Annotated in this window: 21 protein-coding genes; 14 read left to right on the top strand and 7 right to left on the bottom strand. The window is 73.3% G+C overall.

The window, feature by feature from the left end; all coding sequences use genetic code 11:
- Positions 1-101: 101 nt before the first annotated feature.
- Together OTB16_RS31685 and OTB16_RS31680 are read left to right on the top strand one after the other, a co-directional pair.
- Positions 102-764, top strand: coding sequence for a response regulator (locus OTB16_RS31685; RefSeq protein WP_267725132.1), 663 nt, complete (start codon positions 102-104; stop codon positions 762-764).
- A gap of 112 nt (positions 765-876) precedes the next feature.
- Positions 877-1,293, top strand: a complete 417-nt coding sequence (locus OTB16_RS31680; protein ID WP_267725130.1) for a pyridoxamine 5'-phosphate oxidase family protein — start codon at positions 877-879, stop codon at positions 1,291-1,293.
- Between the two features lie 153 nt (positions 1,294-1,446).
- Here OTB16_RS31680 and OTB16_RS31675 read toward each other — a convergent pair whose 3' ends face one another.
- On the bottom strand, positions 1,447-3,027 hold the full coding sequence (locus tag OTB16_RS31675) for a protein kinase domain-containing protein (protein WP_267725128.1): 1,581 nt from the start codon (positions 3,025-3,027) through the stop codon (positions 1,447-1,449).
- 230 nt (positions 3,028-3,257) lie between these two features.
- On the opposite strand from OTB16_RS31675, the gene OTB16_RS31670 reads away from it, so the two are divergent.
- The 10 genes from OTB16_RS31670 (at position 3,258) to OTB16_RS31625 (ending at position 15,734) form a co-directional block, all read left to right on the top strand.
- Positions 3,258-4,979: a Stk1 family PASTA domain-containing Ser/Thr kinase gene (locus OTB16_RS31670; protein ID WP_267725126.1), complete on the top strand. Its 1,722-nt coding sequence runs from the start codon at positions 3,258-3,260 to the stop codon at positions 4,977-4,979.
- Between the two features lie 188 nt (positions 4,980-5,167).
- Entirely contained in the window at positions 5,168-5,986 is an 819-nt protein-coding gene (locus OTB16_RS31665; RefSeq protein WP_267725124.1) for a hypothetical protein, read from the top strand.
- Positions 5,987-6,085: 99 nt separating this feature from the next.
- Entirely contained in the window at positions 6,086-6,784 is a 699-nt protein-coding gene (locus OTB16_RS31660; RefSeq protein ID WP_267725122.1) for a PadR family transcriptional regulator, read from the top strand.
- A 25-nt stretch (positions 6,785-6,809) separates the two neighbouring features.
- Entirely contained in the window at positions 6,810-7,556 is a 747-nt protein-coding gene (locus OTB16_RS31655; protein WP_267725119.1) for an ABC transporter ATP-binding protein, read from the top strand.
- Positions 7,553-10,414, top strand: a complete 2,862-nt coding sequence (locus tag OTB16_RS31650; protein WP_267725117.1) for an ABC transporter permease — start codon at positions 7,553-7,555, stop codon at positions 10,412-10,414. The genes OTB16_RS31655 and OTB16_RS31650 overlap by 4 nt, the downstream gene beginning before the upstream one ends.
- A gap of 95 nt (positions 10,415-10,509) precedes the next feature.
- On the top strand, positions 10,510-11,049 hold the full coding sequence (locus tag OTB16_RS31645; RefSeq protein WP_267725115.1) for a bacterial proteasome activator family protein: 540 nt from the start codon (positions 10,510-10,512) through the stop codon (positions 11,047-11,049).
- Positions 11,050-11,284: 235 nt separating this feature from the next.
- Positions 11,285-12,214, top strand: a complete 930-nt coding sequence (locus OTB16_RS31640) for an NTP transferase domain-containing protein (RefSeq protein ID WP_267725112.1) — start codon at positions 11,285-11,287, stop codon at positions 12,212-12,214.
- The gene (locus OTB16_RS31635; protein ID WP_267725110.1) at positions 12,211-13,602 is read left to right on the top strand and encodes a molybdopterin molybdotransferase MoeA; all 1,392 of its coding nucleotides are present in this window, start codon (positions 12,211-12,213) and stop codon (positions 13,600-13,602) included. The genes OTB16_RS31640 and OTB16_RS31635 overlap by 4 nt, the downstream gene beginning before the upstream one ends.
- On the top strand, positions 13,590-14,690 hold the full coding sequence (locus OTB16_RS31630) for a potassium channel family protein (RefSeq protein WP_267725107.1): 1,101 nt from the start codon (positions 13,590-13,592) through the stop codon (positions 14,688-14,690). Before OTB16_RS31635 ends, OTB16_RS31630 begins: the two co-directional genes overlap by 13 nt.
- A 66-nt stretch (positions 14,691-14,756) precedes the next feature.
- On the top strand, positions 14,757-15,734 hold the full coding sequence (locus OTB16_RS31625) for an NAD(P)H-quinone oxidoreductase (protein WP_267725104.1): 978 nt from the start codon (positions 14,757-14,759) through the stop codon (positions 15,732-15,734).
- 295 nt (positions 15,735-16,029) lie between these two features.
- On the opposite strand, the gene OTB16_RS31620 is transcribed toward OTB16_RS31625, so the two are convergent.
- Genes OTB16_RS31620 through pdhA form a run of 3 tightly spaced genes read right to left on the bottom strand, consistent with a single transcriptional unit; the run spans position 16,030 to position 19,582 of the window.
- Positions 16,030-17,436 (bottom strand): dihydrolipoamide acetyltransferase family protein, encoded by a 1,407-nt coding sequence (locus tag OTB16_RS31620; protein WP_267725101.1) that lies wholly within the window; start codon positions 17,434-17,436, stop codon positions 16,030-16,032.
- Positions 17,436-18,452 carry an alpha-ketoacid dehydrogenase subunit beta gene (locus tag OTB16_RS31615; RefSeq protein ID WP_267725099.1) on the bottom strand — a complete coding sequence of 339 codons (1,017 nt, stop codon included), beginning with the start codon at positions 18,450-18,452 and terminating at the stop codon, positions 17,436-17,438. Before OTB16_RS31615 ends, OTB16_RS31620 begins: the two co-directional genes overlap by 1 nt.
- Positions 18,452-19,582 carry a pyruvate dehydrogenase (acetyl-transferring) E1 component subunit alpha gene (gene pdhA, locus OTB16_RS31610; RefSeq protein ID WP_267725257.1) on the bottom strand — a complete coding sequence of 377 codons (1,131 nt, stop codon included), beginning with the start codon at positions 19,580-19,582 and terminating at the stop codon, positions 18,452-18,454. Before pdhA ends, OTB16_RS31615 begins: the two co-directional genes overlap by 1 nt.
- A 192-nt stretch (positions 19,583-19,774) precedes the next feature.
- Here pdhA and OTB16_RS31605 point away from each other — a divergent pair, with 192 nt between their 5' ends.
- Positions 19,775-20,320 carry an Lrp/AsnC family transcriptional regulator gene (locus tag OTB16_RS31605; protein WP_267725255.1) on the top strand — a complete coding sequence of 182 codons (546 nt, stop codon included), beginning with the start codon at positions 19,775-19,777 and terminating at the stop codon, positions 20,318-20,320.
- A gap of 65 nt (positions 20,321-20,385) precedes the next feature.
- Here OTB16_RS31605 and OTB16_RS31600 read toward each other — a convergent pair whose 3' ends face one another.
- Both OTB16_RS31600 and OTB16_RS31595 read right to left on the bottom strand, forming a co-directional pair.
- Positions 20,386-20,976 (bottom strand): TetR/AcrR family transcriptional regulator, encoded by a 591-nt coding sequence (locus OTB16_RS31600; RefSeq protein ID WP_267725097.1) that lies wholly within the window; start codon positions 20,974-20,976, stop codon positions 20,386-20,388.
- Positions 20,973-22,493, bottom strand: a complete 1,521-nt coding sequence (locus tag OTB16_RS31595) for a 3-hydroxyacyl-CoA dehydrogenase (RefSeq protein WP_267725095.1) — start codon at positions 22,491-22,493, stop codon at positions 20,973-20,975. The genes OTB16_RS31600 and OTB16_RS31595 overlap by 4 nt, the downstream gene beginning before the upstream one ends.
- A 124-nt stretch (positions 22,494-22,617) precedes the next feature.
- Between OTB16_RS31595 and paaN the strand changes: the two genes are divergently transcribed.
- A complete protein-coding gene (gene paaN, locus OTB16_RS31590; RefSeq protein ID WP_267725093.1) occupies positions 22,618-24,300 on the top strand; it encodes a phenylacetic acid degradation protein PaaN in 1,683 nt (560 codons plus the stop codon).
- A 16-nt stretch (positions 24,301-24,316) separates the two neighbouring features.
- Here paaN and OTB16_RS31585 read toward each other — a convergent pair whose 3' ends face one another.
- Positions 24,317-25,072 (bottom strand): TrmH family RNA methyltransferase, encoded by a 756-nt coding sequence (locus tag OTB16_RS31585; protein WP_267725091.1) that lies wholly within the window; start codon positions 25,070-25,072, stop codon positions 24,317-24,319.
- Between the last annotated feature and the right edge of the window lie 86 nt (positions 25,073-25,158).

Raw genomic sequence — 25,158 nt, 5'->3', positions numbered from 1 at the left:
CGGGAACACGTACTGGTCACAGCCTTGCAGGGGGCCGGAACAACGGCACGTTATCCCGGGTAACTCCGGCAGGGAAGGGGTCAGTGTGTGAAACTGACTTCGTGCGCGAAGACGGAAAAATCAAGGTATTCCTCCTGGACGACCACGAAGTGGTACGTCGGGGTGTTCATGAGCTGTTGTCGGTCGAAGAGGACATCGAGATCGTCGGCGAGGCCGGCACGGCCGCCGACGCCCTGGTCCGCATCCCCGCCACCCGCCCCGACGTGGCCGTCCTCGACGTGCGCCTGCCGGACGGCAGCGGCGTGGAGGTGTGCCGCGAGGTGCGCTCCCGGAACGAGGACATCAAGTGCCTGATGCTGACCTCGTTCGCCGACGACGAGGCACTGTTCGACGCGATCATGGCCGGCGCCTCGGGCTACGTCCTGAAGGCGATCCGCGGGAACGAGCTGCTCAGCGCCGTGCGTGACGTCGCGGCCGGCAGGTCCCTGCTCGACCCGGTGGCGACCGCCCGGGTGCTGGAGCGGCTGCGCGACGGCAAGAACGGCAAGGGCGACGACCGCCTCTCCAACCTCACCGACCAGGAGCGGAAGATCCTCGACCTGATCGGCGAGGGCCTGACGAACCGCGTCATCGGCGAGCGGCTGCACCTGGCCGAGAAGACGATCAAGAACTACGTCTCCAGCCTCCTGTCGAAACTGGGCATGGAGCGGCGCTCCCAGGCCGCCGCCTACGTCGCCCGCCTGCAGGCCGAGAAGCGCCGCTGACGCGCACGGGGCGCCGTCGGCGGCGAGACGGGTTCATTCGGGACCAACGTCCCCGCTCATGAGGGCGGGATCCTCTTTCCCGGCACCGTGTCGGTACCGGACAGTGGACGGCATGTCCCCAGAGGATCTCCACGCCATCGAACTGCTGCGCCGGGTGCCGTACGGCCGGGTGGCCACCAGCATGCGCGCGCTGCCCTTCCTCGCGCTCGCCCGCCACATCGTGGTGGACGGCAAGGTCGTCCTGAGAATGCACTCGGGTTTCGGATACCACCAGGCCTGCAACGGCAGCGTGGTGGCCTATGGCGCGGACAACTTCAATTCCCAGGACCAGCGGCTGTGGTCGGTCCAGTTCACCGGCACCGCGCAGATCGTCGAACCGGCCAACGCCGAACTGGAGCTATTCGGTCCGGGTCCGCATTTCGTGGACGGCTCGCTCTTCGACCCGGTCTACATGCGGATAGAACCCCAGTTCGTCACCGTGCACTCCCTCGCGGGGAATCCCGACCGCGCGTACCAGCACGCGCTCTGAACTGCTCTGACGCGCTCTGACCTGCCGGATTCACGCACGGAGTTCGGGTACGGAGTTCGGGTACGAGTTCGGGTACGAGTTCGCGTACGAGTTCAAGTACGAGCACGGACAAGGCCCCGGCGGAAGCGATTCCGCCGGGGCCCTTCCGCGTCACTACTCCGTCAGCGTCACCGGGGGATCCGGGGACTTCGTCACCGGGGGCTCGGGAGACTTCGTCACCGGGGGCTCGGAGGGCTTCGTCGCCGAAGGCTTCGTGGAGGGCGTCGCGGACGGCGTCGCCGAAGGCGTCGCGGACGGTGTCGCGGACAGCGACGGGCTCTGGGTCCGCTGGCGGCTCGGCGTCGGCGACGCCTGGTTGTACGTGGGGTTGCTGGTCTCCGGCGTCGTGCGCGGCGGCGGGTTCTCCTCGGTCCCGGGCTGGCTCGGCTGGGTGCCGGGCGTGCTCTGGGACGTCTGGGGCTTGGGAGTCTCCTCCTTCTTCTTGCCGCCGCCCGCCATATTGCTGACGGCGTACGCCACGCCGCCCGCGACCGCGATGATCGCGAGCACCGCGAAGAGCCACATCTTCCAGCGGCTGCTGCCGCCGTTGCCGCGGTCGTCGTACCCGTCGTAACCGCCCTGGCCGCCGCCGGGGAAGGCCGAGCCGTCGTCCGGGTTGATCGGCGGCACCATCGGCTGCTGGAACTGCGAGGTCGTGGCGTGCGCCGGGTACTGCTGGCCGCCGGAGCCGCCCATGGACATGGCCGTCGTCGCGGCCGGGCCCCGGCCGTGCGGGAGCGTCATCGTCACCGGGCCGGTGTTCCAGGTGCCCGTGTTCGGCCCCTGCTCGTGGAGCATCCGGAGCGCGTACTGGGCCAGCCCGCGCATCTCCTCGGCGCTCTGGAACCGGTCGTCCGGGTCCTTGGCGAGGGAGCGCATGACGAGCCCGTCGAGCTCCTGCGGGATCGAGCCGCCCTCGGGCAGGTGCGAGGGCGGGATCGGCGCGTCCTGGACGTGCTGGTAGACCACCGACAGCGGGGTCTCACCGGTGAACGGGGGCCGCAGCGCGAGGAGTTCGTACAGCAGGCAGCCGGTCGCGTACAGGTCGGAGCGGTGGTCCACGGCCTTGCCGAGGGCCTGCTCGGGCGACAGGTACTGCGGGGTGCCCATGACCATGCCGGTCTGGGTCATCGTCGACTGCACGCCGTGCAGGGCGCGGGCGATGCCGAAGTCCATGACCTTGACCGCGCCGGCCTCGGTGATGATGACGTTCGCCGGCTTGATGTCACGGTGCACGATGCCGTGCTGGTGCGAGTACGCGAGGGCTTCGAGGACCCCGGAGACGATGATGAGCGCCTGCTCGGGGCCCGGGGCCTCGGCGCTGAGCAGCAGTTCGCGGATGGTGCGGCCCTCGACCAGCTCCATCACGATGTACGGGACGGTGTTCGGACCGACCCGGTCCTCGCCCGAGTCGTACACGGCGACGACGGCGTGGTGGTTGAGCCCGGCGACGGACTGCGCCTCGCGCGTGAAGCGGGCCTTGGAGACCGGGTCCTCGGCGAGGTCGGCGCGCAGCAGCTTCACGGCCACGGTGCGGCCCAGGCGTACGTCCTCGGCGGCGAACACCTCGGCCATGCCGCCTCGGCCCAAGCGGTGGGTCAGCCGGTAACGGCCGTCTCCCACCAGGCCACCGGCGCCCCAGTACTCAGGACCATCGGCCATCCCGGCGCCGTTTCCCTCGGGTTCGGGTGCCATCAGTCCTCGCCGTCGTCTCTCTCGGCCGCCGCTCAGCGGTTGTCCTCTTCTTTGGTGTTCCGGTGAACGCTACAGCCTCGGAACCGCTCGCCGTTCGGACAAAGCCGCCCTGTGCCCGTGTGGTCACGGATCGGGTACCCGGCTTGACGTGTGCTTGCCCTCCGGCAGACTGGGCGCGACATGCGCTCAGCCAGACGCGTAGTGACACATCCCGAGGGGAAGCAACAGCCATGAGCCAGGACGGCACTCAGGGCCAGTACGCGGGCGGCTCTCTGGCCGGTGGCCGTTACCAGCTAAGGGACTTGCTGGGCGAGGGCGGCATGGCCTCCGTGTACCTGGCCTACGACTCGGCGCTCGACCGGCAGGTCGCCGTCAAGACCCTGCACAGCGACCTCGGCCGCGAGCAGTCTTTCCGCGAGCGCTTCCGCCGCGAGGCCCAGGCTGTAGCCAAACTGTCGCACACGAACATCGTCTCGGTATTCGACACCGGCGAAGGCGAACTGGGCGGCGCGGTGATGCCGTACATCGTCATGGAGTACGTGGAGGGCCGGCCGCTCGGCTCGGTGCTCGACGAGGACATCCGGCGGTACGGGGCGATGCCGGCGGACCGGGCGCTGAAGGTGACGGCCGACGTGCTGGCCGCGCTGGACACGAGCCACGAGATGGGCCTCGTCCACCGGGACATCAAGCCGGGCAACGTCATGGTGAACAAGCGCGGCGTGGTCAAGGTGATGGACTTCGGCATCGCGCGCGCCATGCAGTCGGGGGTCACCTCGATGACGCAGACCGGCATGGTCGTCGGCACCCCCCAGTACCTCTCCCCCGAGCAGGCGCTGGGGCGCGGCGTCGACGCCCGTTCCGACCTCTACTCGGTCGGCATCATGCTGTTCCAGCTGCTGACCGGGCGGATCCCCTTCGACGCGGACTCGCCGCTGGCCATCGCGTACGCACACGTCCAGGAGGAGCCGGTCGCCCCGTCCTCCATCAACCGCTCGGTGACCCCGGCGATGGACGCGCTGGTGGCGCGGGCGCTGAAGAAGAACCCGAACGAGCGCTTCCCCACCGCCGCCGCCATGGGCGACGAGGTCGCGCGGGTGCTGGCTTCCGGGCAGACCGGGACCCCGGTGATCGTCCAGGGGGCGCCGACGGGCGGCAGCGGCGCGGGCGTCTCCTCGGCCGTGTTCCCGCCGGTGGACTCCGGCTTCCAGGCACCGCCGCAGCACTCGGTGCAGCAGCCGTACCAGCCGCAACACACCCCGTCGCCGTACGCGCCGAACCCGACGCCGGCACCGCAGGCGCACGGGCACGCGCAGGCGCACGCTCAGGGCGGCTACCCCGGTGCAAGCACCGGCTCCACTGGAGCGGCGTACACCGCGCCCTTCTCCGCGCACACGCCCGCGCCCGCGACCGCGCCGCAGCAGTACGCGCCGCACACCCCGCCGCCGTACACGATCTCGCCCGCGGTGGGCGCGCAGGGCCAGGGGGCGTCCGCCGGGGGCGGCGGGAAGCGGAACACGCCCGTGGTCGTCGGCGCGGTCGCGGTGGCGCTGCTGGCCGTCGGCGGCCTGATCGCGGCGATCGTGATCAACGGCGGCGACAAGGACCCGGACGACAACGCCTCCCCGGGCAGCTCGGCGTCGGCTCCCGCCCCGTCAAAGCCGGGGTTCAAGGACGCGGACGTCACGCGCACGATCGACGCGGCCAAGTGCAAGGAGCCGACGAAGCACTACAGCGAGGCGGGCAAGTACATCGCGCCGGACCTGAAGTACAAGAACCTGCTCTCGGTGAAGGCGTGCATCCAAGCCTCGGGCGGCAAGTACAAGATCGTGGAGAAGGACGAGGCGGTGTTCGGCAAGGACACCGTGCTCTCCCAGAACCCGAACGCCGGCGACAAGATCGACAAGGAGGGCACGGAGTACACGCTGACCGTGTCCACCGGCTACCCGGAGTAGGCCGCGGCGCGGGCCCCACGCCGGGGCCCCCGCAGGGGCCCATGGCCGGCCCCATGCCCGCGCCGTCCCGCGGAATCTGACACACCGGCATCCCGGGCACCCCGATGGGGCGCCCGGGATGCCGCTTTTGCCCCACTATGTAAATCTGAGCGAGACACCTCGGTCGCTCGGGACGGGAGGGGCTCCCCGTGTTCAAAGGCTTCCACCCCCGACGCCGCACCCGGCTCGGGACCCGACGCGTCCGGTTCGGTATCCGAAGCGCCGGGCCCGGGACCCGACGCGCCCGGTTCGGCATCCGCGGCCGACGTGTCCGGCTTCCCCTGCCCGCCCGGGTTCTCCGGCTTCGCGCGCCCACCACGCTCCGCGACGGACTCCCCACCCCGCTCCACACCCCGCTCCGCGACGGGCTCCGCGACGGGCTCCGCGACCGGATCGGGCCGCCGCGCCTGTTGGCCTGCGCCGCGCTGGCCGCCGCCGCGCTCGTGTGCGGCGCCCCGGCCGCCCTGGCGTTCGGCGCTCCCGCGCCCCTCGCCCCTCCCTCCGCCGCCGCCCTCGCCGCCCCCGCGCACGGCCGGCTGCCCATGGCGGCCGCGGCCCTCGCCGCGCCGGCCGGCGGGCCGCCGGTGGACACCCCGCAGCCCGACGGCTCGGACCACGGGGGCGGGGGCGGGGACCTGGCCGGGGGCGGGGATCCGGCCGGAAGCGGGGACCTGGCCGGGAGCGCCTCCGGAGCCGGCCGGGAGCGGCCGGGCAGGTCGGCGGCCGACCCCGTGAACCGGGAGGCCATGGTGGCCTCCCGCCCGCTGACCGTACGGCCGCGCACCCGGCCCGCCACTCCGCCGAAGCCCCCGCCGACCCCCACTCCCCACGCCACCACCGCGCTCGGCACCGAACCGAACGAGCGGGCCGCCGACCTCGCCGCGCACCTGCTGCCGCTGGGCACCGGATGCGCCCTGATGGGCGTGGGCCTCGGCTACCTCGGGGTGCGGCTGCGCCGGGGCATCTAGGACCCCGCAGCGGCCCCGTCGAGCCCCGCCTCCTCCTCCTCAGGACGTACGCCTGAGGATGGTTGCAGAGGGTGAACATACTGGGTATACATACTCGGTATGTCGATCCGTCACGGCCTGCTCGCCCTGCTGGAACGGGGTCCTCGGTACGGCTCACAGCTGCGCACCGAGTTCGAATCCCGCACCGGCTCCACCTGGCCACTGAACGTCGGGCAGGTGTACACCACGCTCGCCCGCCTCGAACGCGACGGCCTCGTCGCCCCCGGCGGAGAAGACGCCGCCGGGCACACCCTCTACGTCATCACCGACACCGGGAGCGCGGAGCTGCGCCAGTGGTACGAGCGCCCGGTCGACCGGGCCAACCCGCCCCGTGACGAACTGTCCATCAAGCTCGCCATGGCCGTCGGTTCGCCCGGCGTGGACATCCGCGCCGTCATCCAGTCCCAGCGGCACGCCACGATCCGGGCGATGCAGGACTACACCCGGCTCAAGGCACAGGCGCTCACCGCCGTCGAGAGCGGGGACGCCCACGAACGCGACGACGTGGCCTGGCTCCTCGTCCTGGAACAGCTGATCTTCCAGACCGAGGCCGAGGCCCGCTGGCTCGACCACTGCGAGGCCCGGCTCGTACGGCTCTCCCTGCCGGCCGACCGGAGAGCCGCCGCACCCCGACCGTCCCCGGCCGCCGAGCCCGTGAACCCGCCGGCGGCCACCGCCGCCCCGGGCTCCTCCCGTACCGACCCGGCCACCACCACCACCACCACCCCGCCCAGCAGCGCCCGCGCGCGGCGGGGCTGATCCACCGTCCCAGGGGGACCCCCTCATGCCTGACCAGCGCCCGTCCCAGTCGCCCGTACTCCAGTTGGACCAACTGGTCCGCACCCACGGCAGCGGCGCCACCGAAGTACACGCCCTGCGCGGCATCAACCTCTCCGTCTTCCCCGGCGAACTAGTCGCCGTCATGGGCCCGTCCGGCTCCGGCAAGTCCACGCTGCTCACCCTGGCCGGCGGACTCGACACCCCGACCAGCGGCCGGGTGATCGTCGAAGGCACCGACATCACCGCCGTCGGCCGCAAGCAGCTCGCGGCCATGCGCCGCCGCAGCATCGGGTACGTCTTCCAGGACTACAACCTCATACCGGCCCTCACCGCCGCCGAGAACGTCGCCCTGCCCCGGGAGCTCGACGGCATCTCCGCCCGCAAGGCCCGCGTCTCCGCGCTCGCCGCCCTGGAGGAGATGGGCCTGCGTCAGCTCGCCGACCGCTTCCCCGACGAGATGTCCGGCGGCCAGCAGCAGCGCGTGGCCATCGCCCGCGCCCTGGTCGGCGACCGCCGCCTCGTCCTCGCCGACGAGCCCACCGGCGCCCTCGACTCCGAGACCGGCGAGTCCGTACTCGCCCTGCTGCGCTCCCGCTGCGACGCGGGAGCGGCCGGCGTCCTCGTCACCCACGAACCGCGGTTCGCCGCCTGGGCCGACCGCGTGGTCTTCCTGCGCGACGGCAGCGTGGTCGACGAGACCCTGCGCAGCCACGCCGACTCCCTCCTCTCGGGGCGGGCGGCCGGCCAGTGATCTCCTGGTACCACTCCTGGATCGCCGCGATCCGGATAGCCCGCCGCGACGCCTGGCGCGCCAAGGGCCGCAGCGCCCTCGTCCTCGCCATGATCGCGCTCCCCATCGTGGGCGTGAGCGCCGCCGACCTCACGCTGCGCAGCGGCGAGCTCTCCGCCGAGCAGTCCCTGAACCGGAAGATCGGCGCCGCCGACGCCCGGCTGTCCGACTCGCACTTCGGACCCGTCTACCAGAACCCCGCGGGCGACACCTCCGCACCCGTCGGCGGCTACGAGAACTACGACCCGACGCGGTCCCGGCCGAAGGAAGACGGGCCGGACCCGGTGCTCGCCGCGCTCCCGGCCGGCGCCCAGGCCGTCAAGGACAGCAGCGGCCACGCCAAGGTGCGCACCCGGCACGGGCTCCTCGACACCGAGATGCGCGAACTCGACGCGCACAGCCCGCTGACGGCCGGCATGCTCACGCTGGACCGCGGCCGGCTCCCGAAGGCCGCGGGCGAGGTCATCGCGACCAACGCCTTCCTGGAGGAGTCGGGACTGTTCGTCGGCTCCTCGGTGCTGCCCCGCGGCGCGAAGTCCGCGTACCGGATCGTCGGCGCGTACGAGCTGCCCTCCGAGCTCAGGAAACCCGAGATCACCGCCCCACCCGGGACCCTGTTCGCCCCGCTCGACGAGGCCCTGCGGGCCGCCGGGAGCCCGGACGTCAGGACCGAGGACAGCTACCTGGTCAAGGCCGGCGGCGGCGATGGTTTCACGTGGAACATGGTCAAGGCGGCCAACGCCCACGGTGCGGTCGTCATCTCCCGCGCCGTCACCCTCGACCCGCCCGCCGACTCCGACGTACCGCTCTACCAGCAGCAGTCCAAGGACCCGTACGGCCTCAACGGCACGAACGCCACCGAGATGGCCGTGCTGGCGACCGTCGTCGGTCTCGCCATGCTGGAGATCTGCCTGCTGGCCGGACCCGCCTTCGCCGTGGGCGCCCGCCGCTCGCGCCGCCAGCTCGGCCTGGTGGGCTCCAACGGCGGCGACCGCCGCCACATCCGCGCCATCGTCCTCTCGGGCGGCCTGGTCATCGGCGCCGCGGCCGCCGTCATCGGCACCGGCGTCGGTGTGGCGCTGACCATCGCGCTGCGGCCCGTACTGGAGGACCAGCTCGGCGTCCGCTTCGGCGGATTCGACGTCCGCCCGCTGGAACTGGGTGCCATCGCCCTGCTCGCCGTGGTGACCGGACTGCTCGCCGCGATCGTCCCGGCCGTCACGGCCTCGCGGCAGACCGTCCTCGCCTCCCTCACGGGCCGGCGCGGGATCCGCCGGGCCAACCGCGTCCTGCCCGTCATCGGCATGATCGCCGTCGGCGGCGGCGCCGCGATCGCCCTCTACGGCAGTACCTCCCAGATGGGCTCCGCCGTCGTCGCGGGCGGCAGTGCCGTCGCCGAACTCGGCATCGTCGCCCTCACCCCCACCCTGGTCGGCCTGTTCGGGCGGCTCGGCCGCTGGCTCCCGCTGTCGCCGCGGCTCGCGCTGCGCGACGCCGTCCGCAACCGGGGGCGTACGGCCCCGGCCGTGGCCGCCGTACTGGCCGCCGTCGCCGGCACCGTCGCGGTGGCGACGTACGAGCACAGCCGGGACCTGCAGATGCGGCACGAGTACGTCGCCAGCCTCCCGCACGGCGTCGGGGTCCTCAACGCCGACAGCAGCGCCTACAAGGAGATGCCGGCCCTGCGCGAGGCCGCCTCCCGGCACCTCCCGGTGGCCACACGGGCGGACGTCGACCGGATCGTCGTCGGCAAGCCCGGCTGCGAGGCGTACTCGTCCGACCCGACGTGCGGCCGGGCCGAGGTCCTCACGCCCAAGGACCAGCGCTGCCCGCTGTACGAGGCCGAGAACGGCCCCGACTCGTTCTCCCCCGAGGAGGCCAAGAAGCTGCGCAAGGACTGGCGCTGCGCGGACTCCTCGCGCATCAGCGGCAGCCAGGGCCCGTACGGCACGGTCGTCGCCGACGAGACGCTGCTGCGCGTCCTCGCCGTCACCGACCCCGGCAGCGTCTCCGCCCTCGCGGCGGGACGGCCGGTCGCCTTCGACAAGCGCATCGTCAAGGACGGCAAGGTGACCATCCGGGTCGTCACCGACATGGAGGCCGCCGAAGGCGCCTCCATGCGGCGGGAGGACCCGCCCGGCCAGGACAAGGTCTTCGCCGTCCACCAGGCCCCCGACACCGCCAACTCCTGGGGCAGCCAGCTGATCCTGCCGCCCTCGGCCGCGAAGGCCGCCGGACTGGCCACCGCCCCGTCCGGCAGCTACTTCACCCTCGACGGGACGGCCACCGGCAAGCAGCGGCAGGCCCTGGACGGCGAGATCGACCGGATGGGCGTGGACGCGGACGTCACCATCGAGGCCGGCTACCAGAGCCAGGGCAACATGGGCCTGCTCATCCTCACCGTCTTCGCCGGCCTCGTCACCATCGGCGCCGCCGGCATCGCCACCGGCCTCGCCCAGGCCGACGCCGAGGGCGACCTGAAGACCCTGGCGGCGGTGGGAGCCGCCCCGCGGGTCCGGCGCACGCTCAGCGGCTTCCAGTGCGGGGTGGTCGCCCTGATGGGCGTCGTCCTGGGCTCGGCGGCCGGCCTGCTGCCCGCGGTGGGGCTGCGCTTCGCCCAGCGGCGGGAGATGGAGGAGCTGTACGCCAAGAGCCGCGAGATGGGCTACTCGGTGACCGAGGCCGTGCCGTACGTCCCGGTCTCCGTGCCGTGGGAGACCCTCGGCGGGCTGCTGATCGTGGTCCCGCTGGGCGCGGCCCTGCTGGCGGCACTGGTCACCCGCTCCAGCGGGGCGCTGGCACGGCGAGCGGCCGGATAGCCACACCGAGTGACGCAGGTACCCCCGTACAGGGTGGATCACGCCCGTACGGGGGCACACCGTGTGAGTACGAAGGTGTGCGAGAGAATGACGGCATGGAGATGCCGAGGAGTGAACGGTCGCAGGAAAGCCCCCCGCACGTCCTGATCGTGGGACAGGACGGGATGGCGGTCGGCGGCGCCGATGACGAGTCGCGCGAGGTCCCGGTGACGGAGATGGTCGAACAGCCCGCCAAGGTCATGCGGATCGGAAGCATGATCAAGCAACTCCTGGAAGAGGTACGTGCCGCTCCTCTCGACGAGGCGAGCCGGGTCCGGCTCAAGGACATCCACGCCGCGTCGGTGAAGGAGCTGGAGGACGGCCTGGCCCCCGAGCTCGTGGAGGAACTGGAGCGCCTGTCGCTCCCGTTCACCGAGGAGGCCATCCCCTCCGAGGCGGAGCTGCGCATCGCGCAGGCCCAGCTCGTGGGCTGGCTCGAAGGACTCTTCCACGGCATCCAGACGGCCCTGTTCGCGCAGCAGATGGCGGCGCGGGCCCAGCTGGAACAGATGCGCCGCGCGCTCCCGCCCGGCGCCTCCCACGAGGACGACGAGGACGGCGGCCACGGCGCCGTCCGCTCCGGCCCCTACCTGTAAAACCCCCCGGCGGCCGCCGGACCCCCTCCGCCGGCCGCCCACACGCCCCGGGGCCCGGTGCCGCACCCCGCACACCGGGCCCACCCGGCCCCAACCCCCACCGCCGACCGAGGCACACCACCCAAGCCCCGCCGGCCATCGACACGCGGGTCCGGGCGGAGCCCGGAGGGGAGGGGGTAAGTCGCGGGTAAGGGCGGGTCCCGGGCGGGGACATGGTCCGCGCATACTCTGGGGCATGAGCTACGACGCGATCGTCCTGGCGGGCGGCTCCGCACGGCGGCTCGGCGGGGCCGACAAGCCCGCGCTGAGCGTCGGCGGACGCGCCCTCCTCGACCGCGTCCTCGACGCCTGCCCCGACGCCGGCACCACGGTCGTGGTCGGCGGGCGCCGGCCCACCGCCCGGCCGGTCCGCTGGGCCCGCGAGGAGCCGGCCGGCGGCGGCCCCGTGGCCGCGCTGGACGCCGGGTTGCGGGGGACCACCGCCGAGCGGGTGCTCGTACTCTCCGCGGACCTGCCGTTCCTGGACCGGCCGACCGTACGGTCCCTGCTGGCCGCCACCGACGCGCCCGAGGCCACCGCGGCCCCCGGCCCTTCGCGGGACGGCGCGCTGCTGCGCGACCCGGACGGCCGGGACCAGCCCCTCGTCGCCGTCTACAAGACGGCCCCGCTCCGCCGCGAGCTGGCCCGCCTCGCCACCGGGCGGGACGGCCTCGCCGGGCTCCCGCTGCGCTCGCTCACCGCCGCACTGGACCTCGCCCGGGTCGACGCGGGGCCACTCGCCTCCTTCGACTGCGACACCTGGGACGATCTCGCCGTCGCCCGCGCCCGGATCAGGGAGCATGGAACCGTGCTGGAGCAATGGATCACCGCCGTCAAGAACGAGCTGGGCATCGACCTCCCCGTCGACACCGCAGCCCTGCTCGACCTCGCCCGTGACGCCGCCCACGGCGTCGCCCGGCCCGCCGCCCCGCTGACCACTTTCCTGGTCGGCTACGCGGCGGCCCGGGCCGAAGCCGCCGGCGCCGACCCCGTCGCAGCCGTCGCCGAAGCCACCCGCAAGGCCGCCGACCTGGCCCTGCGCTGGGCCGCGGAGGCCGAGACCAAGGCCACCACCGAGGCCGCCACTGACACCGCCGCCGACCCCCGACAGAACGGCTCCGGATGACCCCCACCGACGCCGACCGCGCCCTGGACGGTGCCCCGGCGGAAACGGCCGGGTCGGACGGGCCCGCCAAGCCCACCGGGTCCACCGCGGCCGCCGGCTCCACCGAGCGGGACCTCGAAGAGGCCCTGGCCCTCGTCAGCCGCGCCCCCGGCACCAGCCCCGCCCCCGGGGCCGACGGCCACCGCGCCGCGCCCTGGCAGCGGGCCCGGGACACCGCCGTCCACGCCGGGACCGCCGCGCGGGCCCGCACCCACCGGGTTCCGCTCGCCGACGCCCTCGGCGAGGTGCTGGCCACACCCCTGGACGCCCTGACCGACCTGCCGTCCTTCGACACCTCCGCCATGGACGGCTGGGCCGTCGCCGGCCCCGGCCCCTGGACCGTACGCACCGGCGGCGACGCCCTCGCGGGCTCCGATCGCCCCGGGCCCCTCGCGGACGGGGAGGCCGTACGGATCGCCACCGGAGCCCGGATCCCCGCCGAGACCACCGCCGTGATCCGTAGCGAACACTGCCGCGAGCACGGCGCCCAGCTCTTCGCCGACCGGCCCGTCCTCACCGGCCAGGACATCCGCCCGCGCGGCCAGGAGTGCCGCTCCGGCGACCTGCTGCTGCCCGCGGGCTCCCTGGTCACCCCGGCCGTACTCGGCCTCGCCGCGGCCGCCGGGTACGACGAGCTGACCACCCGGCCCCGGCCCCGCGTGGAGATCCTGGTGCTCGGCGACGAGCTGCTCACCTCCGGACTTCCGTACGACGGCCTGATCCGGGACGCCCTCGGCCCCCTGCTCGCCCCCTGGCTCACCCGCCTCGGCGCCGAGGTCACCGGGACCCGCCGGCTCGGCGACGATCCCGCCGGGGCCGAGGCCCTGCTGAAGGCCGTCACCACCTCCACCGCCGATGTGATCGTCACCACCGGCGGCACCGCCTCCGGGCCCGTCGACCACGTCCACCCGGTCCTGCTCCGGGCCGGCGCCGAACTCCTCGTCGACGGGGTCGCCGTACGCCCCGGGCACCCGATGCTGCTGGCCCGCGTCGGCGACCGGACGGACGCGCGGTACGTCGTCGGGCTGCCGGGGAACCCGCTCGCCGCCGTCTCCGGGCTGCTCACCCTCGCCGAACCGCTGCTGCGCGCCCTCGCGGGACGCCGCCGGCGCCCCCGCTACTTCGCGGCGGTCCAGGGCGACGTCCCGGGCCACCCGCACGACACCCGCCTGGTGCCGGTCCTGCTGAACGACGAACACGCCGTACCGCTGCGATACAACGGCCCCGCGATGCTGCGCGGGGTGGCGGCCGCCGACGCGCTGGCCGTCGTACCGGCACACGGAGCGCGGTCGGGACAGGAGCTGGAGATTCTCGATCTGCCCTGGGCTTCGGGAGGATGTTTCACGTGAAACTCCACGGCCAGGACGCCATGGCCCGGGGGGCGGACGAGAAGCTCGTCTCCCGGCGCATCAAGCTGCCCAGACGCATCGTCGAAAAGCCACTCGCCCAGGTCACCAAACGCCTGGCGATGGCCTTGTTCGTGCTCTTCCTGACGGTCCTCATCGTGTGGCTGGACCGCGCCGGCTACCACGACAACGCCAACGAGGAGGTCGACCTCCTCGACTGCCTCTACTACGCCACCGTCACCCTGTCGACGACCGGGTACGGCGACATCGTGCCGTACAGCGACAGCGCGCGGCTGGTGAACGTCCTGCTCATCACCCCGCTGCGGGTGCTGTTCCTGATCATCCTGGTCGGCACGACCCTGGAAGTGCTGACCGAGCGGACCCGAGAAGAGTGGCGGCTGAACCGCTGGAGGAAGAACTTGCGTGAGCACACGGTCGTCGTCGGCTTCGGCACCAAGGGCCGATCCGCCCTGCAGACGCTGCTGGCCACCGGCCTCTCCAAGGAGCAGGTCGTCATCGTCGACCCGAGCGCCAAAGTGGTCGACATGGCGAACGCGGAGGGCTTCACCGGGGTGGTCGGCGACGCCACCCGTTCCGAAGTCCTGCTGCGGGCCGAGCTCCAGAAGGCCCGTCAGATCGTCATCGCCACCCAGCGGGACGACACCGCCGTGCTGGTGACGCTGACCGCGCGCCAGCTCAACCGCGGCGCGAAGATCGTCGCCGCGGTGCGCGAGGAGGAGAACGCCCCGCTGCTGCGCCAGTCCGGCGCGGACGCGGTCATCACCAGTGCCAGCGCGGCCGGGCGGCTGTTGGGCCTGTCGGTCCTCAGCCCGAGCGCGGGCACCGTGATGGAGGACCTGATCCAGCAGGGCAGCGGCCTCGACCTCATCGAACGGCCGGTCACCAAGGCCGAGGTGGGCAAGTCGGTGCGGGAGACGAACGACCTGGTGGTCAGCGTGCTGCGCGGGCACCGGCTGCTGGCGTACGACGACTCGCACGCGAGCCCGCTGCAGCCGACGGACCGTCTCATCACCATCGTGCGTGCGGTACCGCCGAGTTCGCCGCCGGTCACGCTCGGACCGGCCGAGTAGGCGCACCGGCGGAGCCGGCCCGGCGGAAGCTGCGCCGCGGGGGCTCGTTCGCGTAGCCTCCGGGCCATGCATGCGATCACCATCGAGCAGCCCGGCGGCCCCGAAGCCCTCGTCTGGACCGACGTACCCGATCCGGTGGCGGGCGAGGGCGAGGTCCTCGTCGAGGTCGCGGCGAGCGCCGTGAACCGCGCCGACATCCTCCAGCGCCAGGGGCTCTACGACCCTCCGCCCGGCGCCTCCCGCTACCCCGGCCTGGAGTGCTCCGGCCGGATCTCCGCCATCGGGCCCGGGGTGTCCGGCTGGTCGGTGGGCGACGAGGTCTGCGCGCTGCTGGCCGGCGGCGGGTACGCGGAAAAGGTGGCCGTCCCGGCCGGTCAGCTGCTTCCCGTCCCGGCCGGCATGGACCTGGTGACGGCCGCCGCGCTGCCGGAGGTCGTCGCGACGGTCTGGTCCAACGTCTTCATGGTGGCCGGGCTGCGCCCAGGCGAGACCCTCCTCGTGCACGGCGGATCCAGCGGTATCGGGACGATGGCGATCCAGCTGGCGAAGTCGGTGGGCGCGAGGGTCGCGGTGACGGCGGGCGGCCCCGAGAAGCTGGCGCGCTGCGCGGAACTGGGCGCGGACATCCTGATCGACTACCGCGAACAGGACTTCGTGGAGGAGCTGCGGACCGCTACGGAGGGCGCCGGAGCCGACGTGATCCTCGACATCATGGGTGCGAAGTACCTCACGCGGAACCTGGACGCCCTGGCCGTCAACGGCAGGCTCGCGATCATCGGTCTCCAGGGCGGGGCGAAGGCCGAGCTGAACCTCGGGGCGCTGCTGGCCAAGCGGGCGGCGATCACCGCCACCTCGCTGCGGACGCGGCCGCTGGAGGAGAAGGCCGCCATCATCGCGGCCGTACGCGAGCACGTGTGGCCCCTGGTCGCTGCGGGGCGGGTGCGGCCGGTGGTGCACGAGACGTTCCCAATGGCCCAGGCCGCGGAGGCACACCGCGTCCTGGAGTCCAGCAGCCACGTAGGCAAACTCCTCCTGACCCCCTGACCCCCTGACCCCCTAACCCACCGACCCCGTGACCCTGCCGGGGCCCCCTCCAGCCCCGCCGGCGTTTGAGGCGCGGGGTCCGTGGCGGAGCCCCGGCGGGTCCGGGCAGCGCCCGGGGAACGGTGGAAGGGCGGGTCGGGGACCAGCCCCGCGCAGCAGCACCGGCACCACCGGCCACCGCACCGGCACCGGCACGGCGGAAGCCACGGCAAGACGGGGGAGCGGCAGGACGGGGCAGCGGCAGCAGCCCGGCTCGGCGGAGCCGGACCACCACCCCGCCCGGCCCGCGCCCGAGCTACAGGCTGCGCAGCAGAACCGCCGGCGACTCGACGCAATCCGCGACGTAGCGGAGGAATCCCCCCGCCGTCCCCCCGTCGCACACCCGATGGTCGAACGTCAGCGACAGCTGCACGACCTGCCGGACCGCCAGCTCCCCGCCGTGCACCCACGGCTTGGGGATGATCCGGCCGACGCCGAGCATGGCCGCCTCCGGGTGGTTGATGATCGGCGTGGAGCCGTCGACCCCGAACACCCCGTAGTTGTTCAGGGTGAACGTGCCGCCCGTCAGGTCGGACGGTGCCAGCTTCCCCGCCCGCGCCAGCTCGGTCAGCCGGGCGAACTCCGCCGACAGGGCCTCCGCGCTGCGGCCCTGCGCGTCGCGGACCACCGGGACCATCAGGCCCCGCTCGGTCTGCGCGGCGAAGCCCAGGTGCACCGCCGGGAGCCGGACGATCTCGCCCGCTGCCAGGTCCACCGTGGAATTGAGCTCCGGGTACTTCGCGAGCGCGGCCGTGCAGATCCGCGCCAGCAGGGCCAGCACCGAGACCTTCGGTCTGCCCGCGGCGTTCATCGCGGTACGGGAGGCCATCAGCTCGGTGGCATCGGCGTCCACCCAGCAGGTGGCGTCCGGGATCTCCCGGCGGCTGCGCGAGAGCTTCTCCGCGACGACCCCCCGGAGCCCCTTCAACGGGACCCGCTCGCCCTGCACCGCCCGCACCGCCGCAGGGGCAGCCCCGGCGGACCCGGCGGACCCGGCGGACCCGGCGGCTCCGGTCACGGCAGCGGCCGGCGCCCGCAACGCCGCCTCGACGTCCGCGCGCAGGATCAGGCCCTCACGGCCCGACCCCCGCAGCGCCCGCAGGTCCACTCCGTGGTCCCGGGCCAGCTTGCGCACGATCGGCGAGATGACGGCCACCGGCCCGGTGGAAACCCCCACCGGAACGGCGACCGGCGCCGCGGCGGCCGGAGCGGGGGAACGGACCGGAGCGGGCGCCGCGGCCTCGGCGGTGGCGGGTCGCACCCGCCGCCGTCGCGCCTGGCGGGAGTGGTCCGTGCCGTAGCCCACCAGCACGTTCCCCGACCCCGAGGACTCCGATCCCGAGGACTCCGAAGCCGAGGACCTTGAGGTTCCGGCCCCCGAAGGCTCCGCGTCCGGCTCCGTCTCCGCCCCCGCGGCCGCGCCCACCGCCACGGTGATCAGCGGAGCCCCCACCGGAAGCTCCTGCCCCTCCTCACCGAAGCGGGCGGTGACCACGCCCCCGTAGGGGCACGGCACCTCCACCATCGCCTTGGCCGTCTCGACCTCGACGACCGGCTGATCGATGGCGACGACGTCGCCGACCGCCACCAGCCAGCGCACGATCTCGGCCTCCGTCAGGCCCTCGCCGAGATCCGGCAGCTTGAACTCCATCACCTGCGGCATCAGTTCTCCCACTGCAGGCGGGCCACGGTGTCCAGGATCCGGTCCACGCCGGGCAGGTGGTACTTCTCCAGCATCGGCGGCGGGTACGGGATGTCGAAGCCCGTCACCCGCAGCACCGGCGCCTCCAGGTGGTGGAAGCACCGCTCGGTGACGCGGGCGGCGATCTCCGCGCCCGGTCCGCCGAAGCCGCCCGCCTCGTGCACGACCACCGCGCGCCCGGTCCGGCGTACGGACTCCACAACCGTGTCCTCGTCGAAGGGGACCAGCGAGCGCAGGTCCACGACCTCCAGGTCCCAGCCCTCCTCGCGGGCCGCCTCGGCCGCCTCCAGACACACCGGCAGCGACGGCCCGTAGGTGATCAGGGTCGCGCTCGTGCCGCTGCGCCGGACGAGGGCCTTCCCGATGCCCGGGACCCGCGCCGGTGCCTGCGGCGACCAGTCGGACTTCGACCAGTACAGCCGCTTCGGCTCCAGGAAGATCACCGGGTCGTCGCTCGCGATCGACGCGCGCAGCAGCCCGTAGGCGTCCTCGACCGTCGCCGGGGTCACCACGGTCAGGCCGGGCGTCGCCACGTAGTACGCCTCGGAGGAGTCGCTGTGGTGCTCCACCCCGCCGATCCCGCCGCCGTACGGCACGCGGATGGTGATCGGCAGCGGCATCGCGCCGCGGGTGCGGTTGCGCATCTTCGCCACGTGCGAGATCAGCTGCTCGAAGGCCGGGTAGGCGAAGGCGTCGAACTGCATCTCGACGACGGGCCGCAGCCCGTACATCGCCATGCCCACCGCGGCGCCGAGGATCCCGGCCTCCGCGAGCGGGGTGTCGGTGCAGCGCTCCTCACCGAATTCCTTCGCGAGCCCGTCCGTGATCCGGAAGACCCCGCCGAGGGTCCCCACGTCCTCGCCCATGACGTGGACCGTGGGGTCCTCCGCCATCGCGTCGCGCATCGCCCGGGTGAGGGCCTGCGCCATCGTGGCCGGCTTGGCCGGAGCCTTGGCCTTCGCCGTGGCCGTCGTCATCACTCGTCCCCCGCTTCCAGCTCCGCGCGGAGCATGGCCGCCTGCTCTCGCAGCCGGCCGGTCTGCTCCGCGTAAACGTGCGCGAAGAGGTCCATCGGGTCCAGCACCGGATCGGCGTTCATCCCCTCGCGGAGCGTCGCCGCCATCTCCTCGGCCGCCTCGCGCTCCACCCGGATGCCCTCCTCGTCGAGGATGCCGCGGGCGGTCAGCTCGCGCTCCAGCAGCAGGACCGGGTCGTGCGCCTTCCACGCCTCGACCTCGGCGTCCCCGCGGTAGCGGGTCGCGTCGTCGGCGTTGGTGTGGGCCTCGATGCGGTACGTGACCGCCTCGATCATGGTCGGGCCGCCGCCGGCCCGGGCCCGCCGGACGGCCTCGGAGAGCACCTCGTGCATGGCGGCGACGTCGTTGCCGTCGACCAGCCTGCCGGGCATCCCGTACCCCACGGCCTTGTGGGCCAGGGTCGGGGCGGCGCTCTGCTTGGCGAGCGGGACGGATATGGCGAAGCCGTTGTTCTGCACCAGGAAGACCACCGGTGCCTGCCAGACCGCCGCGAAGTTCATCGCCTCGTGGAAGTCGCCCTCACTGGTGCCGCCGTCGCCCACCATGGCGAGGGCGACCACGTCGTCCCCGCGCAGCCGGGCCGCGTGTGCCAAACCGACCGCGTGCGGCAGCTGGGTGGCCAGCGGGGTGCTCAGCGGGGCGATCCGAAGCTCGCGCGGGTCGTAGCCGGTGTGCCAGTCGCCGCGCAGCAGCGTGAGCGCCTGTACGGGGTCCAGACCGCGCGCGACGGCCGCCAGGGTGTCGCGGTAGCTCGGGAAGAGCCAGTCCTGCTCTTCCAGGACCAGGGCGGCCGCGATCTCGCAGGCCTCCTGCCCGACGGTGGAGGGGTACACGGCGAGGCGGCCCTGCCGGGTGAGCGCGGTGGCCTGCGCGTTGTAGCGGCGGCCGCGCACCAGCTCGGCGTAGCAGCGCCGCATCAGCGCGGGGTCGAGCCGGTCCGCCGCCTCGGTGCCCAGCACCCGGTAGGGCTCGGGGTCCGGAAGCAGCGGAGCGGCGTCCGTACGGGGCCTCCAGGGGGGCGGGGTGGACCGGTGGGACGCACCGGCACCGGGCAGCTCTTGGACCGTCATGGCGGCGTACACCTCCTCGTGGGAAGCGGGCAGGGACGCCTCGGGTGTGAGGCGCCTCACCTACCGATTGTTCGGTTGTCCGCGCAATTTGGCTACAGGCGGCTCCAGGCTGTGGACAAACTGGCGCCGGGGCCCTGGTATGGGTGCAGGACGTCCAGGAGAGGGAGGCATCGGGCAATGCCGGATGAACAAATGGCCGGAGCGGGTTCCGCACCGGTCCCGCCGGGGAGCGCCTCCGGGGTCCCGCCGGTGCCGCACCGCCCCCTCGACCCGATCGACCGGTCGATCATGCGGCTGCTCCAGGCGGACGGCCGCGCGTCGATACGGTCGGTGGCGGAGCAGGTGCACGTCTCGCGGGCGAACGCGTACGCCCGCATCAACCGGCTCATCGACGACGGGGTGATCCGCGGGTTCACCGCCCGGGTGAACCACGAACGGGCAGGTCAGGGCGCCTCCGCCTACATCACCCTGAAGATCGTCCAGAACTCCTGGCGCACGGTCCGCGAACAGCTCCGCGAGCTTCCCGGCGCCGCGCACATCGCGCTGGTCAGCGGGGACTTCGACGTGCTGCTCCTGGTGCACACCCCGGACAACCGCACCCTGCGCGAGCTGGTACTGACCCGCCTGCAGTCCATCCCTGAGGTGCTGTCCACCCGCACCCTGCTGGTGTTCGAGGAGACGGACCTGCTGGCCCCGGGCCCGGGGAAGCCCGCCGGACCGACGATCACGGAGGACTAGGCCGTACGGGGCGGCTCGTGCGGATCCCGTACGACCTGCCCCGGCGCCGGCCCGGGCGCCCTGCGTCAGTCCCGGACGGTCCGCAGGCCGTCCAGGGCCATGCTGACCACCGCGTCCGCGAGCTGGTCCTGGCTGGTGCCGGGGTGCGGCCGGTACCACTCGACCAGCGAGTTCACCATGCCGAAGAGCAGGCGGGTCGCGAGGCGGATGTCCACGTCCGCGCGCAGGTCGCCCTCGGCCGCGGCGGCCTTGAGGAGCTCCGCGACCTGGTGGTCGAACTCGCGGCGCCGCTCCAGGGCCCACCGCTCGGTGCGGGTGTTGCCCCGTACGCGCAGCAGCAGCGTCACGTACGGCAGCTCGGAGACCAGCACCTCCACCGTCCGCCGGGTGACGTACTCGACGCGCTCGACGGCGCGCCCGCGCACCGCGGCCGGCTCCTCCAGGACGGCGAACAGCCCGTCGAGGGCACGGCTGACGGCCCGGCGCAGCAGCTCCTCCTTGCCCGCGACGTGGTGGTAGATCGAGGACTTCGAGATGCCGGCGGCCTTGGACAGGTGCTCCATCGACGTGCCGTCGTAGCCGCGCTCGTTGAAGACCTGTACGGCCACGGACAGGAGCGTCTCGGGGGTGTAGGTGTCCCGCTTGGCCGTCGTCACTCCGTGTCCCCCGCCTCGTCCTCGTCGCCCGCCGCGTAGCCCAGCTTGAACAGCGCCAGCGAGGGCGCGTACCGGCCGCCGGGACAGCGTTCGTCGAGGTGGTGGAGGAGGTCGTACGCCCAGTCGCGGCCGAGCCGGTCGTGCCATTCGGCCGGGCCGAGCGGGTAGTTGACGCCGAGCCGCATCGCGGTGTCGACGTCCTCGGCACTGGCCGCCCCGCGGGCGACGGCGTCGGCGGTGAGGTCGATGAGCATCGCCACCGTCCGGGCGACGATCATGCCGGGGACGTCGCCGATGACGGAGACCTTCTTGCCGAGCTTCTGGAAGAGGCCGACCGCCTCGGCGAGGGTCCGCTCGCTGGTGTCCGCGCTCGCGGAGAGCGCGACCCGTGTGCAGCCGCGGTAGTCGAGCGCGAGGTCGAAGTAGACGACGTCGGCGAACTCGACGGAGGTCTTGCCGTCCGCGAGGACCAGCTGGCCCTCCCCGGGCAGCTGGATGTACGGACCCCCGTGCTCGGTGGCCGTGACCGCGATCCCGGCCTCCTCCAGCAGGTCGGCCAGCTCGGCCGCCGGCCCCAGGTCGCCGACGACGGTGACCTTCTCCGGGGCGTCCTCGGGCCCGGCCGTGTGCGGCTGCGGCAGGACGGCGTCCGGACCGTACGGGAACCAGCCGTGCCCCGACTTGCGGCCGAGGCGGCCCGACTGGACGAGGCGGCGCTGCGCGAGGGACGGGGTGAACTTGGGGCTGCGGAAGAAGGACTCCCACACCGAGCGGGTCACGGCCTCGTTGACGTCCTGCCCGATCAGGTCGGTCAGCGCGAAGGGGCCCATCTTGAAGCCGCCGCTCTCACGGAGCACGGCATCGATGGTGGCCGGGTCGGCGCCCCGCTCCTCGTACACCGCGAAGGCCTCGGCGTAGAAGGGGCGCGCGATTCGGTTGACGATGAAGCCGGGGGTGTCCGCGCAGCGGACCGGCGTCTTGCCCCAGCCCAGGACCGTGGCGTACGCGCTCTCGGCGGCGGCCGGGTCGGTCGCGAAGCCGGTGACCACCTCGACGAGCGGGAGCAGCGGGGCCGGGTTGAAGAAGTGCAGGCCGAGGAAGCGACCGGGGTGCGCGAGCCCGGCGGCGAGCTCGGTGACGGAGAGGGAGGAGGTGTTCGTGGCCAGCAGCGCGTCGGGCGCGACCACCTCTTCGAGGGCCCGGAAGAGGGCGCGCTTGACCCCGGCGTCCTCGACGACCGCCTCGACGACGAGGGCGGCGTCGGCGAGGTCCGTCAGCGAGACGGCCGGCGCGATCCGGGCGATCGCGTCCTCGGACTCGGCCTGGCCGAGGCGGCCCTTGGCCGCCATGCGCTCGACGCGGTCCTGCACGATGCCGGCGCCGTCCGCGGCGAGCGAGGCGTTGATGTCGTAGAGCAGCACGCGGTGACCTGCGAGAAGGGCGACCTGGGCGATGCCCTGTCCCATGGTGCCCGCGCCGACGACCGCCACAGTCCGGGACCGCTCTATTGCTGTCATGACCCGATCCTCCCGCACCGACTTATCCACAGGTCCGCCGGGCCCTCTTGTCCCGACCGATCGTTCGGTTACTCTAACTCCAGTCTGCTCTCCTTCGCCCGGCTCAACGAGGAGTTGGTCCCTGATGGCCGCCGAGTCCACCGTCCCCCAGCTGTCCGCCCAGCACCGGCCCACCCTGGACCAGGCCCTGTCGGCGATCCGCAGCCGCGCCTACTGGTCCCCCCATCCCGAACACCCCAAGGCCTACGGGGAGACCGCCCCGGCCGACGGGCTCGCCGCCTTCGAGGCCCTGCGCGGCACCCGGCTGGACCTGGGACAGCCCGGTACGGACGGCTGGGTCGGCGGCGAGGTCTCGCCGTACGGCCCGGAGCTGGGAGTCGAGTACCCGCACGCCGACCCGGACGTGCTGCTGCCCGCGATGCGGGCCGGCATGGGCGCCTGGCGCGACGCGGGGCCCGAGACCCGCGCCCTGGTCTGTATCGAGATCCTGTCCCGCATCTCCGCCCGAACCCACGAGTTCGCGCACGCGGTCATGCACACCAGCGGCCAGGCCTTCATGATGGCGTTCCAGGCGGGCGGCCCCCACGCCCAGGACCGCGGCCTGGAGGCCGTGGCCTACGCGTACGAGGAGCAGACCCGCGTCCCCGGCCGGGCCGACTGGTCCAAGCCGCAGGGCAAGCGGGACCCGCTGGAGATCGGCAAGAGCTTCACGGCGGTCCCGCGCGGCATCGCGCTGGTGATCGGCTGCAACACCTTCCCCACCTGGAACGGCTACCCGGGCCTGTTCGCCTCCCTGGCCACGGGCAACGCGGTGCTGGTCAAGCCGCACCCGCGCGCCGTCCTCCCGCTGGCCCTGACCGTCCGGGTCGCGCGCGAGGTGCTCGCCGAGGCGGGCTTCGACCCGAACCTGGTCGCGCTGGCGGTGGAGCGGCCCGGCGAGGGCATCGCGAAGACCCTGGCCGTGCGCCCCGAGATCAAGCTGATCGACTACACCGGCTCCACGGAGTTCGGCGACTGGCTCGAGGCCAATGCCCGCCAGGCGCAGGTCTACACGGAGAAGGCGGGCGTCAACACCGTCGTCCTGGACTCCACCGACGACTACAAGGGCATGCTGTCCAACCTGGCCTTCTCGCTGTCCCTGTACAGCGGCCAGATGTGCACCACCCCGCAGAACCTGCTGATCCCCCGCGACGGCATCGCCACGGACGCCGGGCACAAGACGTACGACGAGGTCGTCGCCGACCTCGCGGCCTCCGTCGGCGGCCTGCTCGGCGACGACGCCCGGGCCAACGCGCTGCTGGGCGCCCTGGTCAACCCGGACGTCAGGACCCGGCTGGAGGCGGCCGCCTCCCTCGGCGAGGTCGCGCTGGCCTCCCGGGAGATCGTCAACCCCGAGTTCCCGGACGCGGTCGTCCGTACGCCGGTCATGGTCAAGCTCGACGCGGCCAAGCCGGACCCGGACGCGGCCTACCTCTCGGAGTGCTTCGGCCCGGTCTCCTTCGCGGTGGCGGTCGACTCCACGGCGGACGCGCTGGACCTGCTGCGCCGCACGGTGCGCGAGAAGGGCGCCATGACGGTCGGCGCGTACACGACGTCGGCGGACACCGAGCGGGCGATCGAGGAAGTCTGTCTGGAGGAGTCGGCGCAGCTCTCGCTGAACCTGACCGGCGGGGTGTACGTCAACCAGACCGCCGCGTTCTCCGACTTCCACGGCTCCGGCGGCAACCCGGCGGCCAACGCGGCCCTGTGCGACGGAGCGTTCGTGGCGAACCGCTTCCGCGTGGTGGAGGTCCGCCGCCAGGCGTGACCGCGGGTCGGGGCGGTCAGGCCTTGGGGCCGCCCCAGTGGAAGAGGGCCATGGCCACGCTGGTCGCCAGGTTGTAGCTGGACACCTGCGGCCGCATCGGCAGGGAGACCAGGTGGTCGGCCCGGGCACGCAGCTCCGGCGAGATGCCGTGGCGCTCGGAGCCGAAGGCCAGCACGGCGTCGTCCGGGAGGGTGAGGGAGCGGATGTCCTCGCCCTCCGGGTCGAGCGCGTACAGCGGCCCCGGCGGCAGCTCCTCCAGCTCGACCCGGTCCACGGTGGTGGCGTAGTGCAGCCCGGCTCCGGCCCGGACGACGTTCGGGTGCCAGGGGTCCAGGTCGCCGCGGGTGACCACGCCGGTGGCCCCGAACCCGGCGGCCAGGCGGACGACGGCTCCGACGTTGCCGAGGTTGCGGGGGTTGTCGAGTACGACGACGGGCGCGGGACGCGGCAGCCGCCCGAGGGCGGCACGGCCGGCCTCCCGGTCGGGCCGTACGGCGAGCGCGGCGACCCCGGTGGGGTGCACGCGGGCCAGCAGCCCCTTGAGCTCCGCCCGGCGCACCAGCCGGGCCACGTCGGCCCCGACATCGGGAGCCAGCTCGCGCGCGAGCGCCCGTACGGCGGCGGGATCGTCGGCGACGACCGCCTCGACTCGCGCCCCGAACCGCAGGGCGTGCTTCAGCGCGTGGAACCCGTCCAGCAGCACGAGATCCCCGCGCCCGACGGCCTCCCGCCACAGCCGCACGGTCTCATCGGCTCCCGCATCCTCACTCATCCCCCGACCCTACGACCCCCACAACCCCGCAAATCACACCCCCACCCCCACCAACCCCGATGACACACCCCCCACCCACCCCCGCC

This window comes from Streptomyces antarcticus (assembly GCF_026627255.1).
In the GTDB taxonomy this organism is placed as follows: Bacteria; Actinomycetota; Actinomycetes; order Streptomycetales; family Streptomycetaceae; genus Streptomyces; species Streptomyces antarcticus.
Note: the sequence above shows the minus strand (reverse complement) of the source record. Positions and strands in the feature narration are given on the sequence as shown.

Excerpts from the sequence above, each read along its gene's own strand:
- pdhA (WP_267725257.1), bottom strand. The coding sequence starts at position 19,582 with ATGACGGTCCAAGAGCTGCCCGGTGCCGGTGCGTCCCACCGGTCCACC.
- OTB16_RS31675 (WP_267725128.1), bottom strand. The coding sequence starts at position 3,027 with ATGGCACCCGAACCCGAGGGAAACGGCGCCGGGATGGCCGATGGTCCT.
- OTB16_RS31615 (WP_267725099.1), bottom strand. The coding sequence starts at position 18,452 with ATGACGACGGCCACGGCGAAGGCCAAGGCTCCGGCCAAGCCGGCCACG.
- OTB16_RS31620 (WP_267725101.1), bottom strand. The coding sequence starts at position 17,436 with ATGCCGCAGGTGATGGAGTTCAAGCTGCCGGATCTCGGCGAGGGCCTG.
- OTB16_RS31630 (WP_267725107.1), top strand. The coding sequence starts at position 13,590 with ATGTTTCACGTGAAACTCCACGGCCAGGACGCCATGGCCCGGGGGGCG.
- OTB16_RS31655 (WP_267725119.1), top strand. The coding sequence starts at position 6,810 with ATGCCTGACCAGCGCCCGTCCCAGTCGCCCGTACTCCAGTTGGACCAA.
- OTB16_RS31640 (WP_267725112.1), top strand. The coding sequence starts at position 11,285 with ATGAGCTACGACGCGATCGTCCTGGCGGGCGGCTCCGCACGGCGGCTC.
- OTB16_RS31670 (WP_267725126.1), top strand. The coding sequence starts at position 3,258 with ATGAGCCAGGACGGCACTCAGGGCCAGTACGCGGGCGGCTCTCTGGCC.
- OTB16_RS31625 (WP_267725104.1), top strand. The coding sequence starts at position 14,757 with ATGCATGCGATCACCATCGAGCAGCCCGGCGGCCCCGAAGCCCTCGTC.
- OTB16_RS31680 (WP_267725130.1), top strand. The coding sequence starts at position 877 with ATGTCCCCAGAGGATCTCCACGCCATCGAACTGCTGCGCCGGGTGCCG.
- OTB16_RS31645 (WP_267725115.1), top strand. The coding sequence starts at position 10,510 with ATGGAGATGCCGAGGAGTGAACGGTCGCAGGAAAGCCCCCCGCACGTC.
- OTB16_RS31660 (WP_267725122.1), top strand. The coding sequence starts at position 6,086 with ATGTCGATCCGTCACGGCCTGCTCGCCCTGCTGGAACGGGGTCCTCGG.
- OTB16_RS31585 (WP_267725091.1), bottom strand. The coding sequence starts at position 25,072 with ATGAGTGAGGATGCGGGAGCCGATGAGACCGTGCGGCTGTGGCGGGAG.
- OTB16_RS31635 (WP_267725110.1), top strand. The coding sequence starts at position 12,211 with ATGACCCCCACCGACGCCGACCGCGCCCTGGACGGTGCCCCGGCGGAA.
- OTB16_RS31605 (WP_267725255.1), top strand. The coding sequence starts at position 19,775 with ATGGCCGGAGCGGGTTCCGCACCGGTCCCGCCGGGGAGCGCCTCCGGG.
- OTB16_RS31595 (WP_267725095.1), bottom strand. The coding sequence starts at position 22,493 with ATGACAGCAATAGAGCGGTCCCGGACTGTGGCGGTCGTCGGCGCGGGC.
- paaN (WP_267725093.1), top strand. The coding sequence starts at position 22,618 with ATGGCCGCCGAGTCCACCGTCCCCCAGCTGTCCGCCCAGCACCGGCCC.